Below are 17370 nucleotides of genomic sequence, written 5' to 3'. Positions count from 1 at the left end.
GTGCTCTTCCGATCTCCGCGGCCGGGGTGGCGGCGAGCGCCGCACCCCCGGCCAGCAGCGTCAGGGTGAGGCCGATCCGGGCGAGCGGTCGGCGGACGGGTGGCAGGCGCACGAGGGACCCTCTCCCCCGGCAGGGGGGAATGATCCGCACACCGAGGAGGTCGCTGGCGCCCGCCCACACGGACGTCGATCACCCTTCCGGGGGCCCCAAATTAGGATGATCGCGCCACCCTGGGCGAGCAACTTCCCTCGGTCGGGCCTCAGTTGCACTCTACGGGGTGACTCGGCGCCAACCCGATCGGCCCAGTTGCCCGATGAACGCCACCCGGCGGCACCACTCGGCCGCGGCCGTGGCCGCGCTCAGTGGTGGCCGGTGGCGCCGCCGTTGTCCCGGCGGTCCAGCGAACGCTGCAGCGCGGCGGCGGCGAAGGGGTTCCGCTCGGCGGCCCGGCGGCGGCGCGGGGCGCGGACGGGGGTGGCGGCGGGGGCGGGGGTGGCGTGGCGGTCGGCGGTGGTGGGCATACCGGGCTCCTTGGAAGCGGCGCTGCGCGACAGCAGCGCGATGAGGGGAGATGGGTACGCGCGGGGCAGGGATCGCCTGCCCGTTGGGGCGCACGCACAGACGGGCCGCATGCCCTGGCTACAGGGGCGGCACACCGTATGGCCCTTCCACGGTACGACCCCGCTCCGGCCGTGTCTGCACGAATACTTGGATTTCCTAGTATCTGAGACGGGTGCCACCCGGGGGAACGCAGCAGGGTCCGGACCACCGTTCCCACGGCGGTCCGGACCCTGTGGGGCGCGCGGGACTCAGCCCAGGTCGACCGAGCGCGCGAAGCGGGCGCCGATCTCGGCGGCGATCACCGTCAGCACGTCCTGCGGGATCTCGCTGTCCACCGTGATGGAGGCCAGCGCGCTGCCGCCGTCCCGGGCGACCTGCATGCCCGCGATGTTGATGCCCGCGTCGCCGAGGTGGCGGCCGAGCACGCCGACCACGCCGGGGCGGTCCTCGTACTTGAAGAAGGCCATGTGGTCGGTGAGCGCCACGTCGACATCGAAGGTGTCCACGCCGACGATCTTCTGGGTCTGCTTCGGGCCGGCCAGCGTGCCGGAAATGGCGATCTCCTCGCCGTTCGCCAGCGTGCCGCGCACGGTGATCACGTTGCGGTGCTCGGGGCTCTCGCTGGAGGTGGTCAGGCGGACCTCGACGCCGCGCTCCTGGGCGAACAGCGGGGCGTTGACGTAGGACACCGTCTCGGCCACCACGTCCTCGAAAACGCCCTTCAGCGCGGACAGTTCGAGCACCTTCACGTCGTGCTGGGTGATCTCGCCGCGGACCTCGACGTCCAGGCGGACGGCCACCTCGCCGGCCAGCGCGGTGAAGATCCGGCCGAGCTTCTCGGCCAGCGGCAGGCCCGGGCGCACGTCCTCGGCGATCACGCCGCCCTGGACGTTCACGGCGTCCGGCACCAGCTCGCCGGCCAGCGCCAGGCGCACCGACCTGGCGACCGCGATGCCGGCCTTCTCCTGCGCCTCGTCGGTGGAGGCGCCCAGGTGCGGGGTGGCGACCACGTTGTCGAAGGCGAACAGCGGGGAGTCGGTGCACGGCTCCTTGGCGTACACGTCCAGGCCCGCGCCGGCCACCCGGCCCTCGCGCAGGGCGGCGGCGAGCGCCTCCTCGTCCACGATGCCGCCGCGGGCGGCGTTGACGATGCGCACGCTCGGCTTGACCTTGTGCAGCGCCTCCTCGCCGATCAGGCCGATCGTCTCGGGGGTCTTGGGGAGGTGGACGGTGATGAAGTCCGAGACCTCCAGCAGCTCCTCCAGCGAGACCAGCTTGACGCCCATCTGCGCGGCGCGGGCGGCCTGGATGTAGGGGTCGTACGCGACGATCTTCATCCCGAACGCGGACATCCGCTGGGCGACCAGGACGCCGATCCGGCCGAGGCCGACCACGCCGAGGGTCTTCTCGCTCAGCTCGACGCCGGTGTACTTGTTGCGCTTCCACTCGCCCTGCTTGAGCGCCGCGTTGGCCGGGGCGATGTTGCGGGCGACGGAGATCAGCAGGCCGCAGGCGAGTTCGGCGGCGGTGACGATGTTGGAGGTCGGCGCGTTGACGACCATGACGCCGGCCTTGGTGGCGGCGGCGACGTCCACGTTGTCCAGGCCGACGCCGGCCCGGGCGACCACCTTGAGCTTGCGGGCGGCGGCCAGCGCCTCGGCGTCGACCTTGGTGGCGGAGCGGATCAGGATCGCGTCGACGTCGGCGATCGCGGTGAGCAGCTCGGTGCGGTCGGCGCCGTTGCAGTGGCGGATCTCGAAGTCGGGGCCGAGGGCGTCGACGGTGGCGGGCGAAAGCTCTTCGGCGATCAGTACTACGCCAGTTTTCACAGTTGTGGCAGCGCTCACGACAGTGGGTCCTTAACTGTCCGGTTCCCCCGGGCACGTAGGTGGCGTGACGGGCGGGGGAAGGTGGCATGGCCGCGTAGGTAGACGCACGACGCTGTGGGCCTGACGCGCACTCGGGAGTGTATCGGCGGGCAGGGTACGGGGCTGCTCCCGTCCGGCGAAATCACCCGGACGGGAGCAGCCTACTTGTACAAGGGAATTGCGGAATTCCGGGGCGGGAAGGCTCAGGCCTTCTCGTTGACCCAGCTCATCAGCGAGCGCAGCTTCTTGCCGGTGGTCTCCAGCAGGTGGTCCTCGTCGGCCTTCTTGTACTCGTTGTACTTGGGCAGGCCGGCCTTGTACTCGGCGATCCAGGTCTTGGCGAAGGTGCCGTCCTGGATCTCGGCGAGGACCTTCTTCATCTCGGCCTTGGTGGCGTCGGTGATGATGCGCGGGCCGGTGACGTAGTCGCCCCACTCGGCGGTCTCGGAGACCGACCAGCGCATCTTCTCCAGGCCGCCCTCGTACATCAGGTCGACGATCAGCTTCAGCTCGTGCAGGCACTCGAAGTAGGCGATCTCCGGCTGGTAGCCGGCCTCGACCAGGGTCTCGAAACCGGCCTTCACCAGGGCGGCGGTGCCACCGCAGAGGACGGCCTGCTCGCCGAACAGGTCGGTCTCGGTCTCCTCGGTGAAGGTGGTCTTGATGACGCCGGCCTTGGTGGCGCCCAGGCCCTTGGCGTACGACAGGGCCAGCTCGAAGGCCTTGCCCGAGGCGTTCTGCTCGACCGCGACGATCGCCGGGACGCCGCGGCCCTCCTCGTACTGGCGGCGGACCAGGTGGCCCGGGCCCTTCGGGGCGACCATGCAGACGTCGACGTCCGCCGGGGGCTTGATGAAGCCGTAGCGGATGTTCAGGCCGTGGCCGAAGAACAGGGCGTCGCCGGCCTTCAGGTGCGGGGCGATGTCGGCCTCGTAGACATCGGCCTGGATCGGGTCCGGCACCAGGATCATGATGACGTCGGCCTCGGCCGCGGCCTCGGCCGGGGTGACCACGCGCAGTCCGGCCTCCTCGGCCTTGGCACGGGACTTGGACTCCGGCTTCAGGCCGACCCGGACGTCGGCGCCGGAGTCGCGCAGGGACAGCGCGTGGGCGTGGCCCTGGCTGCCGTAGCCGATGACCGCGACCTTGCGGCCCTGGATGATGGACAGGTCGGCGTCGTCTTCGTAGAACAGCTCGGCCACGGGGGCACATCTCCTTGCGTGATGGGTGCCGGGGGTCGCCCCCGGCGGGTTGGGTCTTTGCTACGGCGAAGTCAGGCGCTGCGGTCGAGGGCGCGCAGCGAGCGGTCCGTGATGGAACGCGCGCCGCGGCCGATGGCGACCAGGCCGGACTGGACCAACTCCTTGATGCCGTACGGCTCCAGCATCCGGAGCATGGCCTCCAGCTTGTCCGAACTTCCGGTGGCCTCGATGGTCACCGCTTCGGGTGACACGTCGACGGTCTTGGCACGGAACAGCTGGACGATCTCGACGATCTGCGACCGGGTCTCGTTGTCGGCGCGGACCTTCACCAGGACCAGTTCCCGCTGGATCGCAGCGGACTGGTCGAGTTCGACGATCTTTATCACGTTCACGAGCTTGTTGAGCTGCTTGGTGACCTGTTCCAGCGGGAGGTCCTCGACGTTGACCACGATCGTCATCCGGGACACGTCCGGGTGCTCGGTCGGGCCGACGGCGAGGGAGTCGATGTTGAAGCCCCGACGGGAGAACAGCGCGGCGATGCGGGCGAGCACGCCGGGCTTGTTCTCGACCAGGACGGAGAGGGTGTGCTTGGACATGTGGTTCCTCAGTCGTTCTGGGTTGGCAGGGCCGTCAGTCGAGATCGTCGCCGAAGTCGGGGCGGACGCCCTTGGCGAACTGGATCTCGTCGTTGCTGGTGCCGGCCGCGACCATCGGCCACACCATCGCGTCCTGGTGGACGATGAAGTCGATGACCACCGGGCGGTCGTTGATCTCCATCGCCTGCTTGATGACCGCGTCCAGGTCCTCGGGGCGCTCACAGCGCAGGCCGACGCAGCCCATCGCCTCGGACAGCAGGACGAAGTCGGGGATGCGGGTGCCCTGGGCCGGCGGCTCGATGCCGTCGTGGCCGGGGCCGGAGTGCAGCACGGTGTTGGAGTAGCGCTGGTTGTAGAAGAGCGTCTGCCACTGCCGGACCATGCCCAGCGACCCGTTGTTGATGACCGCGACCTTGATCGGGATGTCGTTCAGGGCGCAGGTGACCAGCTCCTGGTTGGTCATCTGGAAGCAGCCGTCGCCGTCGATGGCCCAGACCGCCGCCTCCGGGCGGCCCGCCTTGGCGCCCATCGCCGCCGGGACGGCGTAGCCCATGGTGCCGGCGCCACCGGAGTTGAGCCAGGTGCCGGGCTTCTCGAAGCGGATGTACTGCGAGCTCCACATCTGGTGCTGGCCGACGCCGGCAGCGTAGATCGCGTCCGGCCCGACCAGCCGGCCGATCCGCTCGATGACCTGCTGCGGGGAGAGCTGGCCGTTCGGGGCCGGCTCGAAGCCCAGCGGGTAGGTCCGCTTCCACTCGTCGAGCTTCTCCCACCATTCCGCGTAGTCGCCCTTGTGTCCGGCGTCGAACTCGGCCTGGACGGCGACGATCAGGTCGGCCAGCACCTCGCGGGCGTCGCCGACGATCGGGACGTCCGCCGGGCGGTTCTTGCCGATCTCGGCCGGGTCGATGTCGGCGTGCACGATCTTGGCGTACGGGGCGAAGCCGTCCAGCTTGCCGGTGACCCGGTCGTCGAAGCGGGCGCCGAGGGTGAACAGCAGGTCCGACTTCTGCAGCGCGGTGACGGCCGGGACGGAGCCGTGCATGCCGGGCATGCCCAGGTGCTGCGGGTGGCTGTCCGGGAAGGCGCCGAGCGCCATCAGGGTGGTGACGACCGGGGCGCCGGTCAGCTCGGCGAGGATCCGCAGCTCGGCGGTGGCCTGGGCCTTGATCACGCCGCCGCCGACGTAGAGGACCGGGCGCTTGCTGCTGACCAGCATCTTCGCGGCCTCGCGGATCTGCTTGGCGTGCGGCTTGGTGACCGGCCGGTAGCCCGGCAGCGCGGTCTCGACCGGCCACCGGAAGGTGGTGGTGGCCTGCAGCGCGTCCTTGGCGATGTCGACCAGGACCGGGCCGGGTCGGCCGGTGGCGGCGATGTGGAAGGCCTCGGCGATCACCCGGGGGATCTCGGCCGGGTCGGTCACCAGGTAGTTGTGCTTGGTGATCGGCATCGTGATGCCGCAGATGTCCGCCTCCTGGAAGGCGTCGGTGCCGATCGCCTTGGAGGAGACCTGGCCGGTGATCGCGACCACCGGCACGGAGTCCATGTAGGCGTCGGCGATCGGGGTGACCAGGTTGGTCGCGCCGGGGCCGGAGGTGGCCATGCAGACCCCGACCTTGCCGGTGGCCTGGGCGTAGCCGGTGGCGGCGTGGCCGGCGCCCTGCTCGTGGCGGACCAGGATGTGGCGCACCTTGACCGAGTCCATCAGCGGGTCGTACGCGGGAAGGATGGCCCCGCCCGGGATGCCGAAGACGGTGTCCGCGCCCACGGCTTCGAGCGAGCGGATGAGCGACTGGGCTCCGGTCATGGTCTCGGCGACGTGCTGGGGAGCGGGAGCGTGGGCGGCCGGGTTGTCCCCGCGGCGGGGGGATGCGGCGTGCTCGGTCATCTGCCTGTCTCTTCTCGGGTTTTGCCGGTCCGGTGCTGCGGGCCCCGGTGGTGCGAGGGTGGGGTCCCGGGCCGGGCCGATCGCCGGCTCTGCCTCAATCGTCCCGCTCGATCCGACGAGTCGGACCCTCCGGGGCGGTCGGGGCCAGGGGTCTTGCGGTGGGAACAGCGTCAGTGCAACAAAAAACCCCTCGTGCCCAAGGGCATGCGAGGGGTGGCGCGTCGGTCTGTCACGAGCGGGGCGTGCGAGCCCACTCAGCCGACGCGCCCGCCAAGTACGAGAATTCGGGTGCGCATGGCAACGACCTTCCTCCCGTCCGGGGTGGCGTGTCAAGCAGGTGGGATGACCGTCTCGCCATGCGGACCGGCTGCCGGACCGGCGGCGGCCGGGCGTTCGGGCAGGTCGGAGGCCCCGCGGTGATGTACGACACGCCCTCCCGCGGGGTCCGCACGGCCACTCGTACGGGGGTCTGCGGCCAGCTGGGCGCGGCGGGCGGACAGCGAGCCGAGCGGCTTGGGCAGCGGGTAGCCGCGGCGGGCCAGCGCCCGGCGCAGCCGGGTCTCGTCCAGCGGCGGCGCGAAGGCCGAGCCCTGGGCCAGCCGGCAGCCCAGCTCCTGCAGCGCGGCGACCTGCCGCGGGAGGTCCACCCCCTCGGCGGCGGTGGCCATCCCGAGGTCCCGGCCGAGTCGCAGGGCGTGCCCGGCCAGGGTGTGGCTGAGCGCGGACTCGCCGAGACCCTGGACCAGCGTGCGGTCCAGCTTGAGCCCGTCCAGCGGCAGCCGCGCGAGCGCCCCCAGGGAGCCGCTGCCGGCGCCGTATCCGGCCAGCCAGGTGGAGACGCCGAGTCCGCGCAGCGCGGTCAGCCGACGGCCGAGCTCGTCGGCGAGCTGGTCCGGACCCGTCCGGGCCACCTCGATCACCAGGTCGCCGGCCGGCAGCCCGGTGTCGCGCAGCGCCGCGGCCACCGTCTCGTACAGGCCGGGTGAGCAGAGCCGCTCGGCGGAGAGCCGGACGGCCACCGGGACGGGCACCGGCACGCCGCCGCGGGCCCGGCCGGACTGCGCGCGCCGGTCGGCGGCGGCCGTGACCGCCTCCTGCACCAGCCAGCGGGAGAACCGGGTCGCCGCGTCGCCGTGTTCGGCGGAGCGCAGGAACTCGGCCGGGGTGAGCAGCAGGCCGCCCGCCGAGCGCCAGCGGGCCTGGGCCTCGATGCCGGTCACCGCGCCGCTCCCGAGGTCCACCACGGGCTGGTGGAGCAGGGTGAAGCCGCCCTCCCGGACGGCCACCCGCAGCCGTTCCTCCAGCTCGGTGCGGCGCTCCAGGTCGGCCCGCATCGCGGGGGCGTAGAGCACCACCCGGCCCTTGCCCTCGGACTTGGCCCGGTACATCGCGAGGTCGGCGTTGCGCATCAGCTCGTCGGCGGCGGCTCTCGGGTCGGCGGCCGGGCCGCGTTCGGGGGTGCCGAAGGCGATGCCGATGCTGGCGGCGACGCCGAGTTCGACGCCGCCGATCCAGTACGGCTCGGAGAGCGCGATCCGCAGCCGCTCGGCCAGCTCCTGGACCTGCAGCCTGCCGAGCGGGCCGCAGACCAGCGCGGCGAACTCGTCGCCGCCGAACCGGGCGACGGTGTCTCCGCAGCGGACGGCGCCCTGCAGCCGGCGGGCGGCCTGCACCAGCAGTTCGTCGCCGACCTGGTGGCCGGCGGTGTCGTTGACCGCCTTGAAGCCGTCCAGGTCGAGGAAGAGCACGGCGATGCCGGCGCCCGTCCCGCCCTGCTGGCCGCGGGTGCCGAGGGCGGCGCGCAGCCGCTGGGCGAACAGCGCGCGGTTGGGCAGGTCGGTGAGCGGGTCGTGGAAGGCGTTGTGCTGCAACTGGGCCTGGAGCATGACCCGTTCGGTGACGTCCCGGCTGTTGAGCAGCAGGCCGTCGCGGTGCCGGCTGACCGTCGACTCGACGTGCAGCCACTCGCCGATGCCGGAGCTGATCCGGCACTCCACCCGGGCCGAGGCCTCCACGGTGCCCGGGGTGCGGTGGGCGGCCAGCCTGACCCGCGCCAGGTAGCGGCGGACCTCGGAGAGCACCCGGCCGACGTCCTCGGGGTGGACCAGGTCCAGCAGGTTGCCACCGACCAGTTCCTCCGGGTCCCGCCCGTAGACGCCGAGCGCCGCCGGGGAGACGTACGAGAGCACGCCGTTGGCCCCGGCGATCATGATGACGTCACTGGAGCCCTGCACCAGGGAGCGGAAGTGCGCCTCCTTGTGGGCGAGTTCCTGGGCCAGTGAGAGATTGTCGAGCAGCATGACGCCTTGCCTGAGGATCAGCGCCAGCCCGACGGTGCATGCAGCCGCGGCCACCACGCGGTCCAACTGGCGCCCGCCGAGGGCGTTGTAGAGGATTCCGGCGGTGCAGACCGCGGCGGCCGCGTACGGGGTGAGCGCGCTGAAGGTGGTGGCCACCCGGCGGCGCGGCAGCCCGCCGGCCGAGGGGTGCTCGCGCAGCGGGCGACGCCAGCGCTGGGACCACGGCGCCCAGGCGAGCAGCAGACTGCCGGTGAACCAGCCCGCGTCCAGCAGGTCGCCGGAGTGGTAGCTGCTGTGCAGCTGCGGGGAGGTGAACAGGGCGTCGCAGATCACCGTGACGGCGAGCGCGAGCATCGCGGTGTGCACCGCCGCCCGGTTGCCGTCCCGGCCGCTGAAGCGCAGCCCCACCACCAGGCTGACCAGCAGGATGTCCAGCACCGGGTAGGCGAGGTTGAGGGCCAGCCGCAGCGGGGAGCAGCCCTCGCCGGCCGCGATCCGGCCGAGCGCCAGGCTCCAGCTGAGGGTGAACAGCGAGCCGGCGATCAGCCAGCCGTCGAGCAGCAGGCACAGCCAGCCGGCCGCCGAGCGGGGGTGCTGGGCGAGCACCAGGACACCGGTGATGGCGAGCGGGGCGAACAGCAGGAAGGCGCAGTCGGCGAGCGAGTCCCGCGGCGGCTGGGTGCGCACGATCAGTTCGTACCAGCCCCAGGTGCCGTTGCCGAGGGAGACCACGAACGAGGAGAGGCCGAACAGTAGCCAGGCCGGGCGGGCGTGGCCGCCGACCGTGCAGCCGTACACCAGGCAGGACAGCGCGGCCGCGAGGGCGGCCGCGGCCAGCCCGAAATCACCCATGAAGATGGCCAGTTGGTGCGATCCCCAGCCGGTGGCGGCGCCCAGCGCGTAGGCCGCGCAGAGCCCGCCGAGGGCGAGGCCGGGCAGCGCGCGGCTCTCCCGGAGCCGACGCAGCGGGCCGCGCCCGGCGGGTGCCGGCGGCTCGGCGGCGGACGTGTCGGTGGGCGGTGCGCCCGGTCGTCCGGGCCCGGGCAGCACCGTATCGGTGGAGCTCACTCGGCCTCTCCCCCTCCGGCCCGGGGCCTGGCGCCCCGGCCACGGGCCACCGGCCGCGCGCCTCTCGGCCGTACGCAGTGGCCTGGCGCCCCGTCAGGACGGCGGCCCAGGGGGCGGGCGGCCTTCCGGTCGCCGCACCGCACCGATGCTCCCGATCGGGACCCTACACCAATTCCGTCACTCAATGACACGCACACTCAACTTAGAGTAATGGCGACAGAGCGGGGAACTGCACTCGATTCCGACCAATCGGCCCGGTTGGCGGCGGCGCGCGGGCAGGGGCTCACGCGGCGCGCACGGGAGCACGCAACGGCGCTCGCCCCTCGCGGCCGCCCTGGCCGCCGACCGTACGGGTACGGTCGGCGGCCTGCGGATTCACCGGCCCGCGGGGGCCAGGTCGTCGGGGAACAGCCGCAACCGGTGGGCCAGCGCGGCCGCCTCGCCCCGGCCGCCGACCTCGAGCTTGCCGAGGATGTTGGACACGTGCACGCTCGCGGTCTTCGGAGAGATGTACAGCTCCTCGGCGATCTGCCGGTTGGTCCACCCCCGCGCGAGCAACCGGAGCACGTCCCGCTCACGGGGGGTGAGCCCGAAGGAGTCGCCGACGGCCTGTACCGGGGCGGCCGCGGCGGCCGGTCGCGCGGCCGGGGTCAGGGTGAGTCCGGCCCGCTCGGCCAGGGCGGCGATCTGCGCCCCGAGCGGCCGATCGCCCCGCGCGGCCGCCAGTTCGGCCGCCTCCCGCAGCAGTTCGGCCGCGGACTCCCGCCGACCGGCCCGGACCTCCGCCTCGGCGGCCCGCAGCAGCGCGAGGGCCAGCGGGTACGGCAGGCCGGTCGGCCGCAGTTCGGTGACCGCCCGCGCCCACTGCTCCGGCGTGTCCGCGGCCCTGGCGCGGGCCAGTTCGGCCTCCAGCAGCCGGGCCCAGCCGTGGTGCAGCGGCGACTGGGGTCGCAGGTCGGCGCCCGCCGCGGCGATCGCGGCCAGCACCTCGGCCCGGCCCGCCTCGGCCTCCGGCAGGCCCAGGCTGTCCGCCTCCACCCCGGCGGCCTCCACCAGCAGCGGGTAGACGTCGGCCTCGTAGCCGAGCCGCCCCTCCTCGGCGAGCGCGGCGAGCAGTTCGGCCCGGGCCTCCAGCGGCCGCCCGCCGTACGCGGCGAGCCGCACGGCCAGCCGGCTGATCGGCACGCTGTGCTGCGCCTGGCCGACCCGGTTCGCCGCCCGGGCCTGCGCCAGCAGGGTCGCCGCGGTGGCGAAGTCCCCCCGCAGGACGGCGAGGTCGCCGCCCATCCGGTCCAGGAACTCGGCGTGGGAGCCGGGCAGGCCGACCAGCTCGCTGGCGGCGAGCAGTTCCTGGGCCTCCCGGACCTGCCCGAGGTCGGCCAGCGCCTCGACCAGGTTGCCGGTCAGGATGTTGCCGATGTTGCGCTGCAGCCCGTTGCCGTCCGCGTACTCCAGGCCCTCCCGGGCCAGCCGCACGGCCTCCTCGGCCCGGCCCAGTCCGCGCTGCATGCTGGCCAGGTTGTTGATGCCGCGCAGCAGGAGGTCCGGCACGCCCAGCTGCCGGGCCCGCTCGACCGCCGCGGTCAGCTCGGCCAGTCCGCCCTCGGCGTCGCCCAGGAGGTCGTAGCGCAGGCTGCCGAGGGTCATCCGGGCGTGCACCTCGACCGAGTGAGCGCCGACCTGTTCGGCGATCCGGATCGCCCGCTGGGCCAGTTCCAGGTGTTCGAGGCGGGGCGATCTGACCACGGCCACCCCGGCCGCCAGGGCGAACACCTCGGCCTGCACGGCGGACGGCGGCAGGCCGTCCACCAGCCGGTACGCGCGGGCGATCTCCTCGTCGTCCCCCGAGCGGCGCAGATTGCCCAGCATCCGGGCCCGGTTGATCCGGAACCACGCCGAGCGCACCGGGTGCTCCGCCTCGTCGACGAGCCGGAGACCGCGCTTGGCCAGGCTCAGGCCGCGCTCGCGGTCGCCGCAGCGCCTGGCCGCGACCACCGCCTCAGCCAGCACGTCGACCAGCTGGATCCGGTCGCAGTCGGCGTCGGCCGGGCTGTGGTCGCAGGAGCCGGGCGGGTAGGTCTCGGCCCAGTCGTACGGGCGCAGGGTGTGCGTCAGCACCTCCTCGGAGACCTGGTCCCACAGCTCCAGGGCGCGTTCCAGCATGCCGAGTTGCTCGGCGAAGGCGTTGCGGCGCCGGGCCGCGCGGGCGGCGTCCAGGGCCGTCGGCAGGGCGCGCGCCGGATCGTGCGCGTGGTACCAGTAGTTGGCCAGCCGGGCGGGCAGCGCGTCGCAGGGGACGAGCTGCGGCTGGGCCTCCACGGCGAGCGCGAACTTGCGGTTGATCCGGTGCCGTTCGCCGGGCAGCAGGTCGTCCGAGACCGCCTCCCGGACCAGCGCGTGCCGGAAGCGGTAGCCCTCGCCCTCGCTGTCCGGGCGCAGGATGTTGGCGCCGACGGCCGCCCGCAGCGCCTCGATCAGCGCCTCCTCGTCGTCGTCCAGGACGGCGGCCAGCAGGGCGTGTTCGACGTGCGAGCCGCCCTCGGCGGCGATCCGCACCACCCGCTGGGCCTCCTCGTCCAGCCCCTCGACCCGGACCAGCAGGATGTCCCGCAGCGAGTCGGTCAGCCCGGCGCCGCAGCCGTCCTCGAAGGCGGTGGCCAGTTCCTCGACGAAGAACGGGTTGCCCTCCGAGCGGCGGAGGATGCGGTCCACCAGCTGGTGGTCGGGGGCGCCGGTGCCGAGGATGCCGGCCAGCTGGGCCGCGACCTCGCGGCGGCCGAACCGCGCCAGCTCCAGCCGCTGGACGGTGCGCAGCCGTTCGAGCTCGGCGAGGAAGGGGCGCAGCGGGTGGCGGCGGTGCAGGTCGTCGGTGCGGTAGGTGGCGACCAGCAACACCCGCGAGCGGTGCAGGGTGCGCACCAGGAAGGCGAGCAGTTCCCGGGTGGAGCGGTCGGACCAGTGCAGGTCCTCGACGGCGAGCACGAGGGTACGTTCCGCGCCGAACCGTTCGAACAGCCTCGCGGTGTGCTCGAACAGCCGGGCCCGGCCGTACTCGTCGTTGGGTTCGCCGTCCGCCTCGCCGAACTCGGAGAGCAGCCGGGCCAGGTGGCCCTCGCTGCCGGCGGCCGCGGCCTCGAACTCGGCGCCCAGCGAGCGGTGCAGCCGGCGCAGCGCGGTGGCCAGCGGCGCGTACGGCAGGCCCTCGGCGCCGACCTCCAGACAGCTGCCGAGCGTGGTGACCGCTCCCCCGTCGCAGGCCCGCTGCAGGAACTCCTCCAGCAGCCGGGTCTTGCCGATGCCGGCCTCGCCGCCGATCAGCACGGCCTGCGGGCTGCCGGTGCCCGCGCGGCGCAGCGCGTCGGTCAGTTCGGTGATCTCGCTGCCGCGGCCGACGAAGACGGGACTGACCGATATCTGCTGCATGGAGGCGAGCATGCCATAGCCGGAGCCGCCGGTGAGAGGGGTTATCTCGCCCGGCGAACGCCCGGAGGGGGAGGCGCTCTCCCGTGGCGCCTCCCCCTCCAGAACTCCTCCGGCACCGCCATGGTGCCGCACCGTCAGCACTCCGGCTGACGCACGGGGCGCCGCTGGAAGCGGGCGGCCACCGGACGGCGGCGGAGGCGGCCGGTCCGCCTGGCCTCGCGGACCAGACGCTCGTGCTCGGCACGGAGTTCGAGCTCGTGGGCCTGCTGCTGGATGAGCTGGTACTCGATCACTTCGGTTCCCCTTCGGGTTTCACCTTCGTTTCCCTGACGAGTAAGAGCTTCCTCCCCCAGTGGGGGGTGCCACATCGGGAGCGTGCCCCATCTTCCGAAGGCCGGATGCCTTAGATGGGGCGCCGAAAAAGGCTTAAGGCCCTGTCTCACCTAGATACATAGGTGAGACAGGGCCTTAGGCCTTACTTAGAGGGCCTTAGACGCCTTAGACGCCTTAGGAAGGTGGCCTCAACGGCTCAGGCGACCATGGATGACTCAGGCGGAGACGCCCGGCTTCTCCAGAGCGTGCCTACTGTCCTTCCGCGCCGAGCCGCTCCAGGATCAGATCCTTGACGCGCGCCGCGTCCGCCTGGCCGCGGGTGGCCTTCATGACCGCACCGACCAGCGCGCCCACGGCCGCGACCTTGCCGTCGCGGATCTTGGCGGCGACGGCCTCGTTCTCGGCGATGGCCTGGTCGACGGCCGCACCCAGGGCGGAGTCGTCCGAGACCACGGCCAGGCCGCGCTTCTCGACGACCTCGTCCGGCTCGCCCTCGCCGGCCAGCACGGCCTCGATGACCTGACGGGCCAGCTTGTCGTTCAGCTTGCCCTCGGCGACCAGCGCGGTGACCCGGGCGACCTGCGCCGGGGTGATCGGCTGCTCGGCCAGCTCGGTGCCGGTCTCGTTGGCGCGGCGGGCCAGCTCGCCCATCCACCACTTGCGGGCCTGGTCGGCCGGGGCGCCGGCCGCGATGGTCTCCTGGATCGGCTCGACCGCACCGGCGTTGAGCACGGACTGCATGTCCTTGTCGGACAGGCCCCACTCGGCCTGCAGCCGGGCGCGACGCACCCGCGGCAGCTCCGGCAGCGCGGCGCGCAGCTCCTCGACCCACTCGCGGGAGGGGGCCACCGGCACCAGGTCCGGCTCCGGGAAGTAGCGGTAGTCCTCGGCGTTGTCCTTGATCCGGCCCGAGGTGGTGGTGCCGTCGTCCTCGTGGAAGTGGCGGGTCTCCTGGACGATGGTGCCGCCGTCGGTCAGCACGGTGGCGTGGCGCTGGATCTCGAACCGGGCGGCCCGCTCCACGCTGCGCAGCGAGTTGACGTTCTTGGTCTCGGAACGGGTGCCGAAGGTCTCGGTGCCGTGCGGGCGCAGCGACAGGTTGACGTCGCAGCGCATCTGGCCCTTGTCCATCCGGGCCTCGGAGACGCCCAGGGACTTGATCAGCTCGCGCAGCTCGGCGACGTACGCCTTGGCGACCTCGGGGGCGCGCTCGCCCGCGCCGACGATCGGCTTGGTGACGATCTCGATCAGCGGGATGCCGGCCCGGTTGTAGTCGAGCAGCGAGTGGGTGGCCCCGTGGATGCGGCCGGTGGCGCCGCCGACGTGGCTGGACTTGCCGGTGTCCTCCTCCATGTGGGCGCGCTCGATCTCCACGCGGAAGGTCGAGCCGTCCTCCAGCTGCACGTCGAGGTAGCCGTTGAAGGCGATCGGCTCGTCGTACTGCGAGGTCTGGAAGTTCTTGGGCATGTCCGGGTAGAAGTAGTTCTTCCGCGCGAACCGGCACCACTCGGCGATCTCGCAGTTCAGCGCCAGGCCGATCTTGACCGCCGACTCCACGCCCACCGCGTTGACCACCGGCAGCGAGCCCGGCAGGCCCAGGCAGGTCGGGCAGGTCTGGCTGTTCGGCTCGGCGCCCAGCTCGGTCGAGCAACCGCAGAACATCTTGGTCTTGGTACCGAGCTCGACGTGGACCTCAAGGCCCATCACCGGGTCGTACGACGCGAGAGCGTCCTCGTAGGAGACCAGGTTCATGACGCTCACAGCGTCCCTTCTCAATTCTGAAGACTCGGGAGGTACGGGCCCGGCCGCCGCGTGGCGCGGGGCCGGGCCGGGGCACTCGGCTCGGCTCAGCCCAGCAGCACGTCGTCGGAGCCCAGCTGACGGAGCTCCCGCACCAGCAGGGCGGTGCCGGTGATCAGCGCGGCGGCGCCGACCAGGGCGTTGACCAGCTTGAGGGTGTCGTTCTCCTCGCGGGCCTTGCGGGCGTCCTTGACGATGGAGATCGCGCCGAAGGCGCTGGTGCCGATGGACAGCCAGAGACCGGGCTTGCTGTGCTTGAAGCCCTTGAGCGAAGCGGACTGGGCCTTGGCCTTCTCGATCTTGCTCACAGTGCCGGTACCTCCTCCAGCAGGGTGTGCCCCCACTTGTCGTTGAGTGCGGCCTCGACGGCGCCGCCCACTCGGTACAGGCGGTCGTCCGCCATCGCGGGAGCGATGATCTGCAGGCCGACCGGGAGATTGTCCTCCGGAGCCAGGCCGACCGGCAGCGACATGGCCGCGTTGCCCGCCAGGTTCGACGGAATCGTGCACAGGTCGGCCAGGTACATCGCCATCGGGTCGTCGGCGCGCTCGCCGATCGGGAAGGCGGTGGTCGGCGTGGTCGGCGAGACCAGGACGTCCACGCCGGCGAAGGCGGAGTCGAAGTCGCGCGAGATCAGCGTGCGCACCTTCTGGGCCGAGCCGTAGTAGGCGTCGTAGTAGCCCGAGGAGAGGGCGTAGGTGCCCAGGATGATGCGGCGCTTGACCTCGTCGCCGAAGCCGGCCTCGCGGGTCAGCGCGGTGACCTCCTCGGCCGAGCGCGAGCCGTCGTCGCCGACCCGCAGGCCGTACCGCATGGCGTCGAAGCGGGCCAGGTTGGAGGAGCACTCCGACGGGGCGATCAGGTAGTACGCCGGCAGCGCCAGGGTGAAGGACGGGCAGGACACCTCGACGACCTCGGCGCCCAGCTCGCGCAGCAGTTCCACCGACTCGTCGAAGCGCTGCATCACGCCGGTCTGGTAGCCCTCGCCGGCGAACTCCTTGACGACGCCGATCCGCATGCCGCGGACGTCGCGCATCTTCGCCGCCTCGACCACGGCCGGGACGGGCGCGTCGATCGAGGTGGAGTCCAGCGGGTCGTGCCCGGCGATGGCCTCGTGCAGCAGCGCCGCGTCCAGCACCGTGCGGGCGCACGGGCCGCCCTGGTCCAGGCTGCTGGAGAAGGCGACCAGGCCGTAGCGGGACACCGAGCCGTAGGTCGGCTTGACGCCGACGGTGCCGGTGACGGCGCCGGGCTGGCGGATCGAGCCGCCGGTGTCGGTGCCGATCGCCAGGGGGGCCTCGAAGGCGGCCAGCGCGGCGGCCGAACCGCCGCCGGAGCCGCCGGGGATGCGGGTGAGGTCCCACGGGTTGCCGGTCGGGCCGTAGGCGGAGTTCTCGGTGGAGGAGCCCATCGCGAACTCGTCCATGTTGGTCTTGCCGAGGATGACCACACCGGCGTCCTTGAGACGGGTGGTCAGGGTGGCGTCGTAGGGCGGGATCCAGCCCTCCAGCATCTTCGACCCGCAGGTGGTCGGGATGCCCTTGGTGGTGAAGACGTCCTTGAGCGCGAGCGGGACGCCGGCCAGCGGGCCCAGCTCCTCGCCCTTGGCGCGCTTCTCGTCGACGGCCCGGGCGGCGGCCAGCGCGCCCTCGGTGTCGACGTGCAGGAAGGCGTTGACCTTCTTGTCGACGGCCTCGATGCGGTCCAGGTGCGCCTGGGCGACCTCGACGGCGGACACCTCGCCCTTGGCGATGGCGCCGGCGGTCTCAGCAGCGGTGAAGCGGATCAGCTCGGTCATCTCGGTCAGTCCTCCCCGAGGATCTGCGGCACACGGAAACGCTGCTCCTCGGCGGCGGGGGCGCCGGACAGCGCCTGCTCCGGGGTGAGCGACGGCCGCACCTCGTCCGCGCGCATGACGTTGGTCAGCGGCAGCGGGTGGGAGGTCGGCGGTACGTCCTGTCCGGCGACCTCGGAAACGCGGGCGACCGCGCCGATGATCACGTCGAGCTGCTCGGCGAAGTGGTCCAGCTCTTCGGGCTTCAGCTCAAGACGCGACAGCCGGGCGAGGTGGGCGACCTCCTCGCGCGTGATGCCAGGCATGCAGCGATCCTCAGGGTGAGTTCTGGTGAGACCCGGCGACGCCTTCGGCGGTACCGGGCCCGGGCAGGAGCAGCCGGGTTCGGCGCTCCGTCCTCGTGGTCTTTGGACCCCATCCTATGGGGCCCGGCCCGGCCACCGGCCAACGAGTAACCGCGCAGCCGCGTCACTGGGGCCTGGTACGGGCCCAACCCTGGGTGCCGGGCGCCGTGATGCCCAGCTGCGCGGCCGGG

Annotated in this window: 12 protein-coding genes; all 12 read right to left on the bottom strand. The window is 72.5% G+C overall.

The genetic code is table 11. The features are described 5' to 3' along the window. Positions 1–360: 360 nt before the first annotated feature. Positions 361–522, bottom strand: a complete 162-nt coding sequence (locus tag HS99_RS44935; protein ID WP_167344945.1) for a hypothetical protein — start codon at positions 520–522, stop codon at positions 361–363. Between the two features lie 288 nt (positions 523–810). Then, entirely contained in the window at positions 811–2391 is a 1581-nt protein-coding gene (gene serA / locus HS99_RS16060) for a phosphoglycerate dehydrogenase (RefSeq protein WP_030286965.1), read from the bottom strand. A 242-nt stretch (positions 2392–2633) separates the two neighbouring features. Then, positions 2634–3632 (bottom strand): ketol-acid reductoisomerase, encoded by a 999-nt coding sequence (gene ilvC, locus HS99_RS16055; RefSeq protein WP_030286967.1) that lies wholly within the window; start codon positions 3630–3632, stop codon positions 2634–2636. Between the two features lie 71 nt (positions 3633–3703). Then, positions 3704–4228, bottom strand: coding sequence for an acetolactate synthase small subunit (gene ilvN, locus HS99_RS16050; protein WP_030286969.1), 525 nt, complete (start codon positions 4226–4228; stop codon positions 3704–3706). 34 nt (positions 4229–4262) lie between these two features. Next, positions 4263–6116: an acetolactate synthase large subunit gene (locus HS99_RS16045; protein WP_030286971.1), complete on the bottom strand. Its 1854-nt coding sequence runs from the start codon at positions 6114–6116 to the stop codon at positions 4263–4265. Between the two features lie 329 nt (positions 6117–6445). Next, entirely contained in the window at positions 6446–9382 is a 2937-nt protein-coding gene (locus HS99_RS16040) for a putative bifunctional diguanylate cyclase/phosphodiesterase (RefSeq protein WP_030553720.1), read from the bottom strand. A gap of 477 nt (positions 9383–9859) precedes the next feature. Further along, the gene (locus HS99_RS16035) at positions 9860–12907 is read right to left on the bottom strand and encodes a helix-turn-helix transcriptional regulator (RefSeq protein WP_223885968.1); all 3048 of its coding nucleotides are present in this window, start codon (positions 12905–12907) and stop codon (positions 9860–9862) included. A gap of 134 nt (positions 12908–13041) precedes the next feature. Next, on the bottom strand, positions 13042–13200 hold the full coding sequence (locus HS99_RS44930; RefSeq protein WP_157846589.1) for a hypothetical protein: 159 nt from the start codon (positions 13198–13200) through the stop codon (positions 13042–13044). A 289-nt stretch (positions 13201–13489) separates the two neighbouring features. After that, positions 13490–15001 carry an Asp-tRNA(Asn)/Glu-tRNA(Gln) amidotransferase subunit GatB gene (gatB, locus tag HS99_RS16030; protein ID WP_030286977.1) on the bottom strand — a complete coding sequence of 504 codons (1512 nt, stop codon included), beginning with the start codon at positions 14999–15001 and terminating at the stop codon, positions 13490–13492. Positions 15002–15087: 86 nt separating this feature from the next. Continuing rightward, positions 15088–15348: a hypothetical protein gene (locus tag HS99_RS16025; RefSeq protein ID WP_078656666.1), complete on the bottom strand. Its 261-nt coding sequence runs from the start codon at positions 15346–15348 to the stop codon at positions 15088–15090. Continuing rightward, the gene (gene gatA / locus HS99_RS16020) at positions 15345–16838 is read right to left on the bottom strand and encodes an Asp-tRNA(Asn)/Glu-tRNA(Gln) amidotransferase subunit GatA (protein WP_030286981.1); all 1494 of its coding nucleotides are present in this window, start codon (positions 16836–16838) and stop codon (positions 15345–15347) included. The genes HS99_RS16025 and gatA overlap by 4 nt, the downstream gene beginning before the upstream one ends. A gap of 5 nt (positions 16839–16843) precedes the next feature. Further along, entirely contained in the window at positions 16844–17140 is a 297-nt protein-coding gene (gene gatC / locus HS99_RS16015) for an Asp-tRNA(Asn)/Glu-tRNA(Gln) amidotransferase subunit GatC (protein WP_030057414.1), read from the bottom strand. Between the last annotated feature and the right edge of the window lie 230 nt (positions 17141–17370).

This window comes from Kitasatospora aureofaciens (genome assembly GCF_001188955.3).
Taxonomy (GTDB): Bacteria; Actinomycetota; Actinomycetes; order Streptomycetales; family Streptomycetaceae; genus Kitasatospora; species Kitasatospora aureofaciens.
The sequence above is the reverse complement of the archived record's forward strand: the minus strand, read 5'-3'. Positions and strand labels throughout refer to the sequence as shown.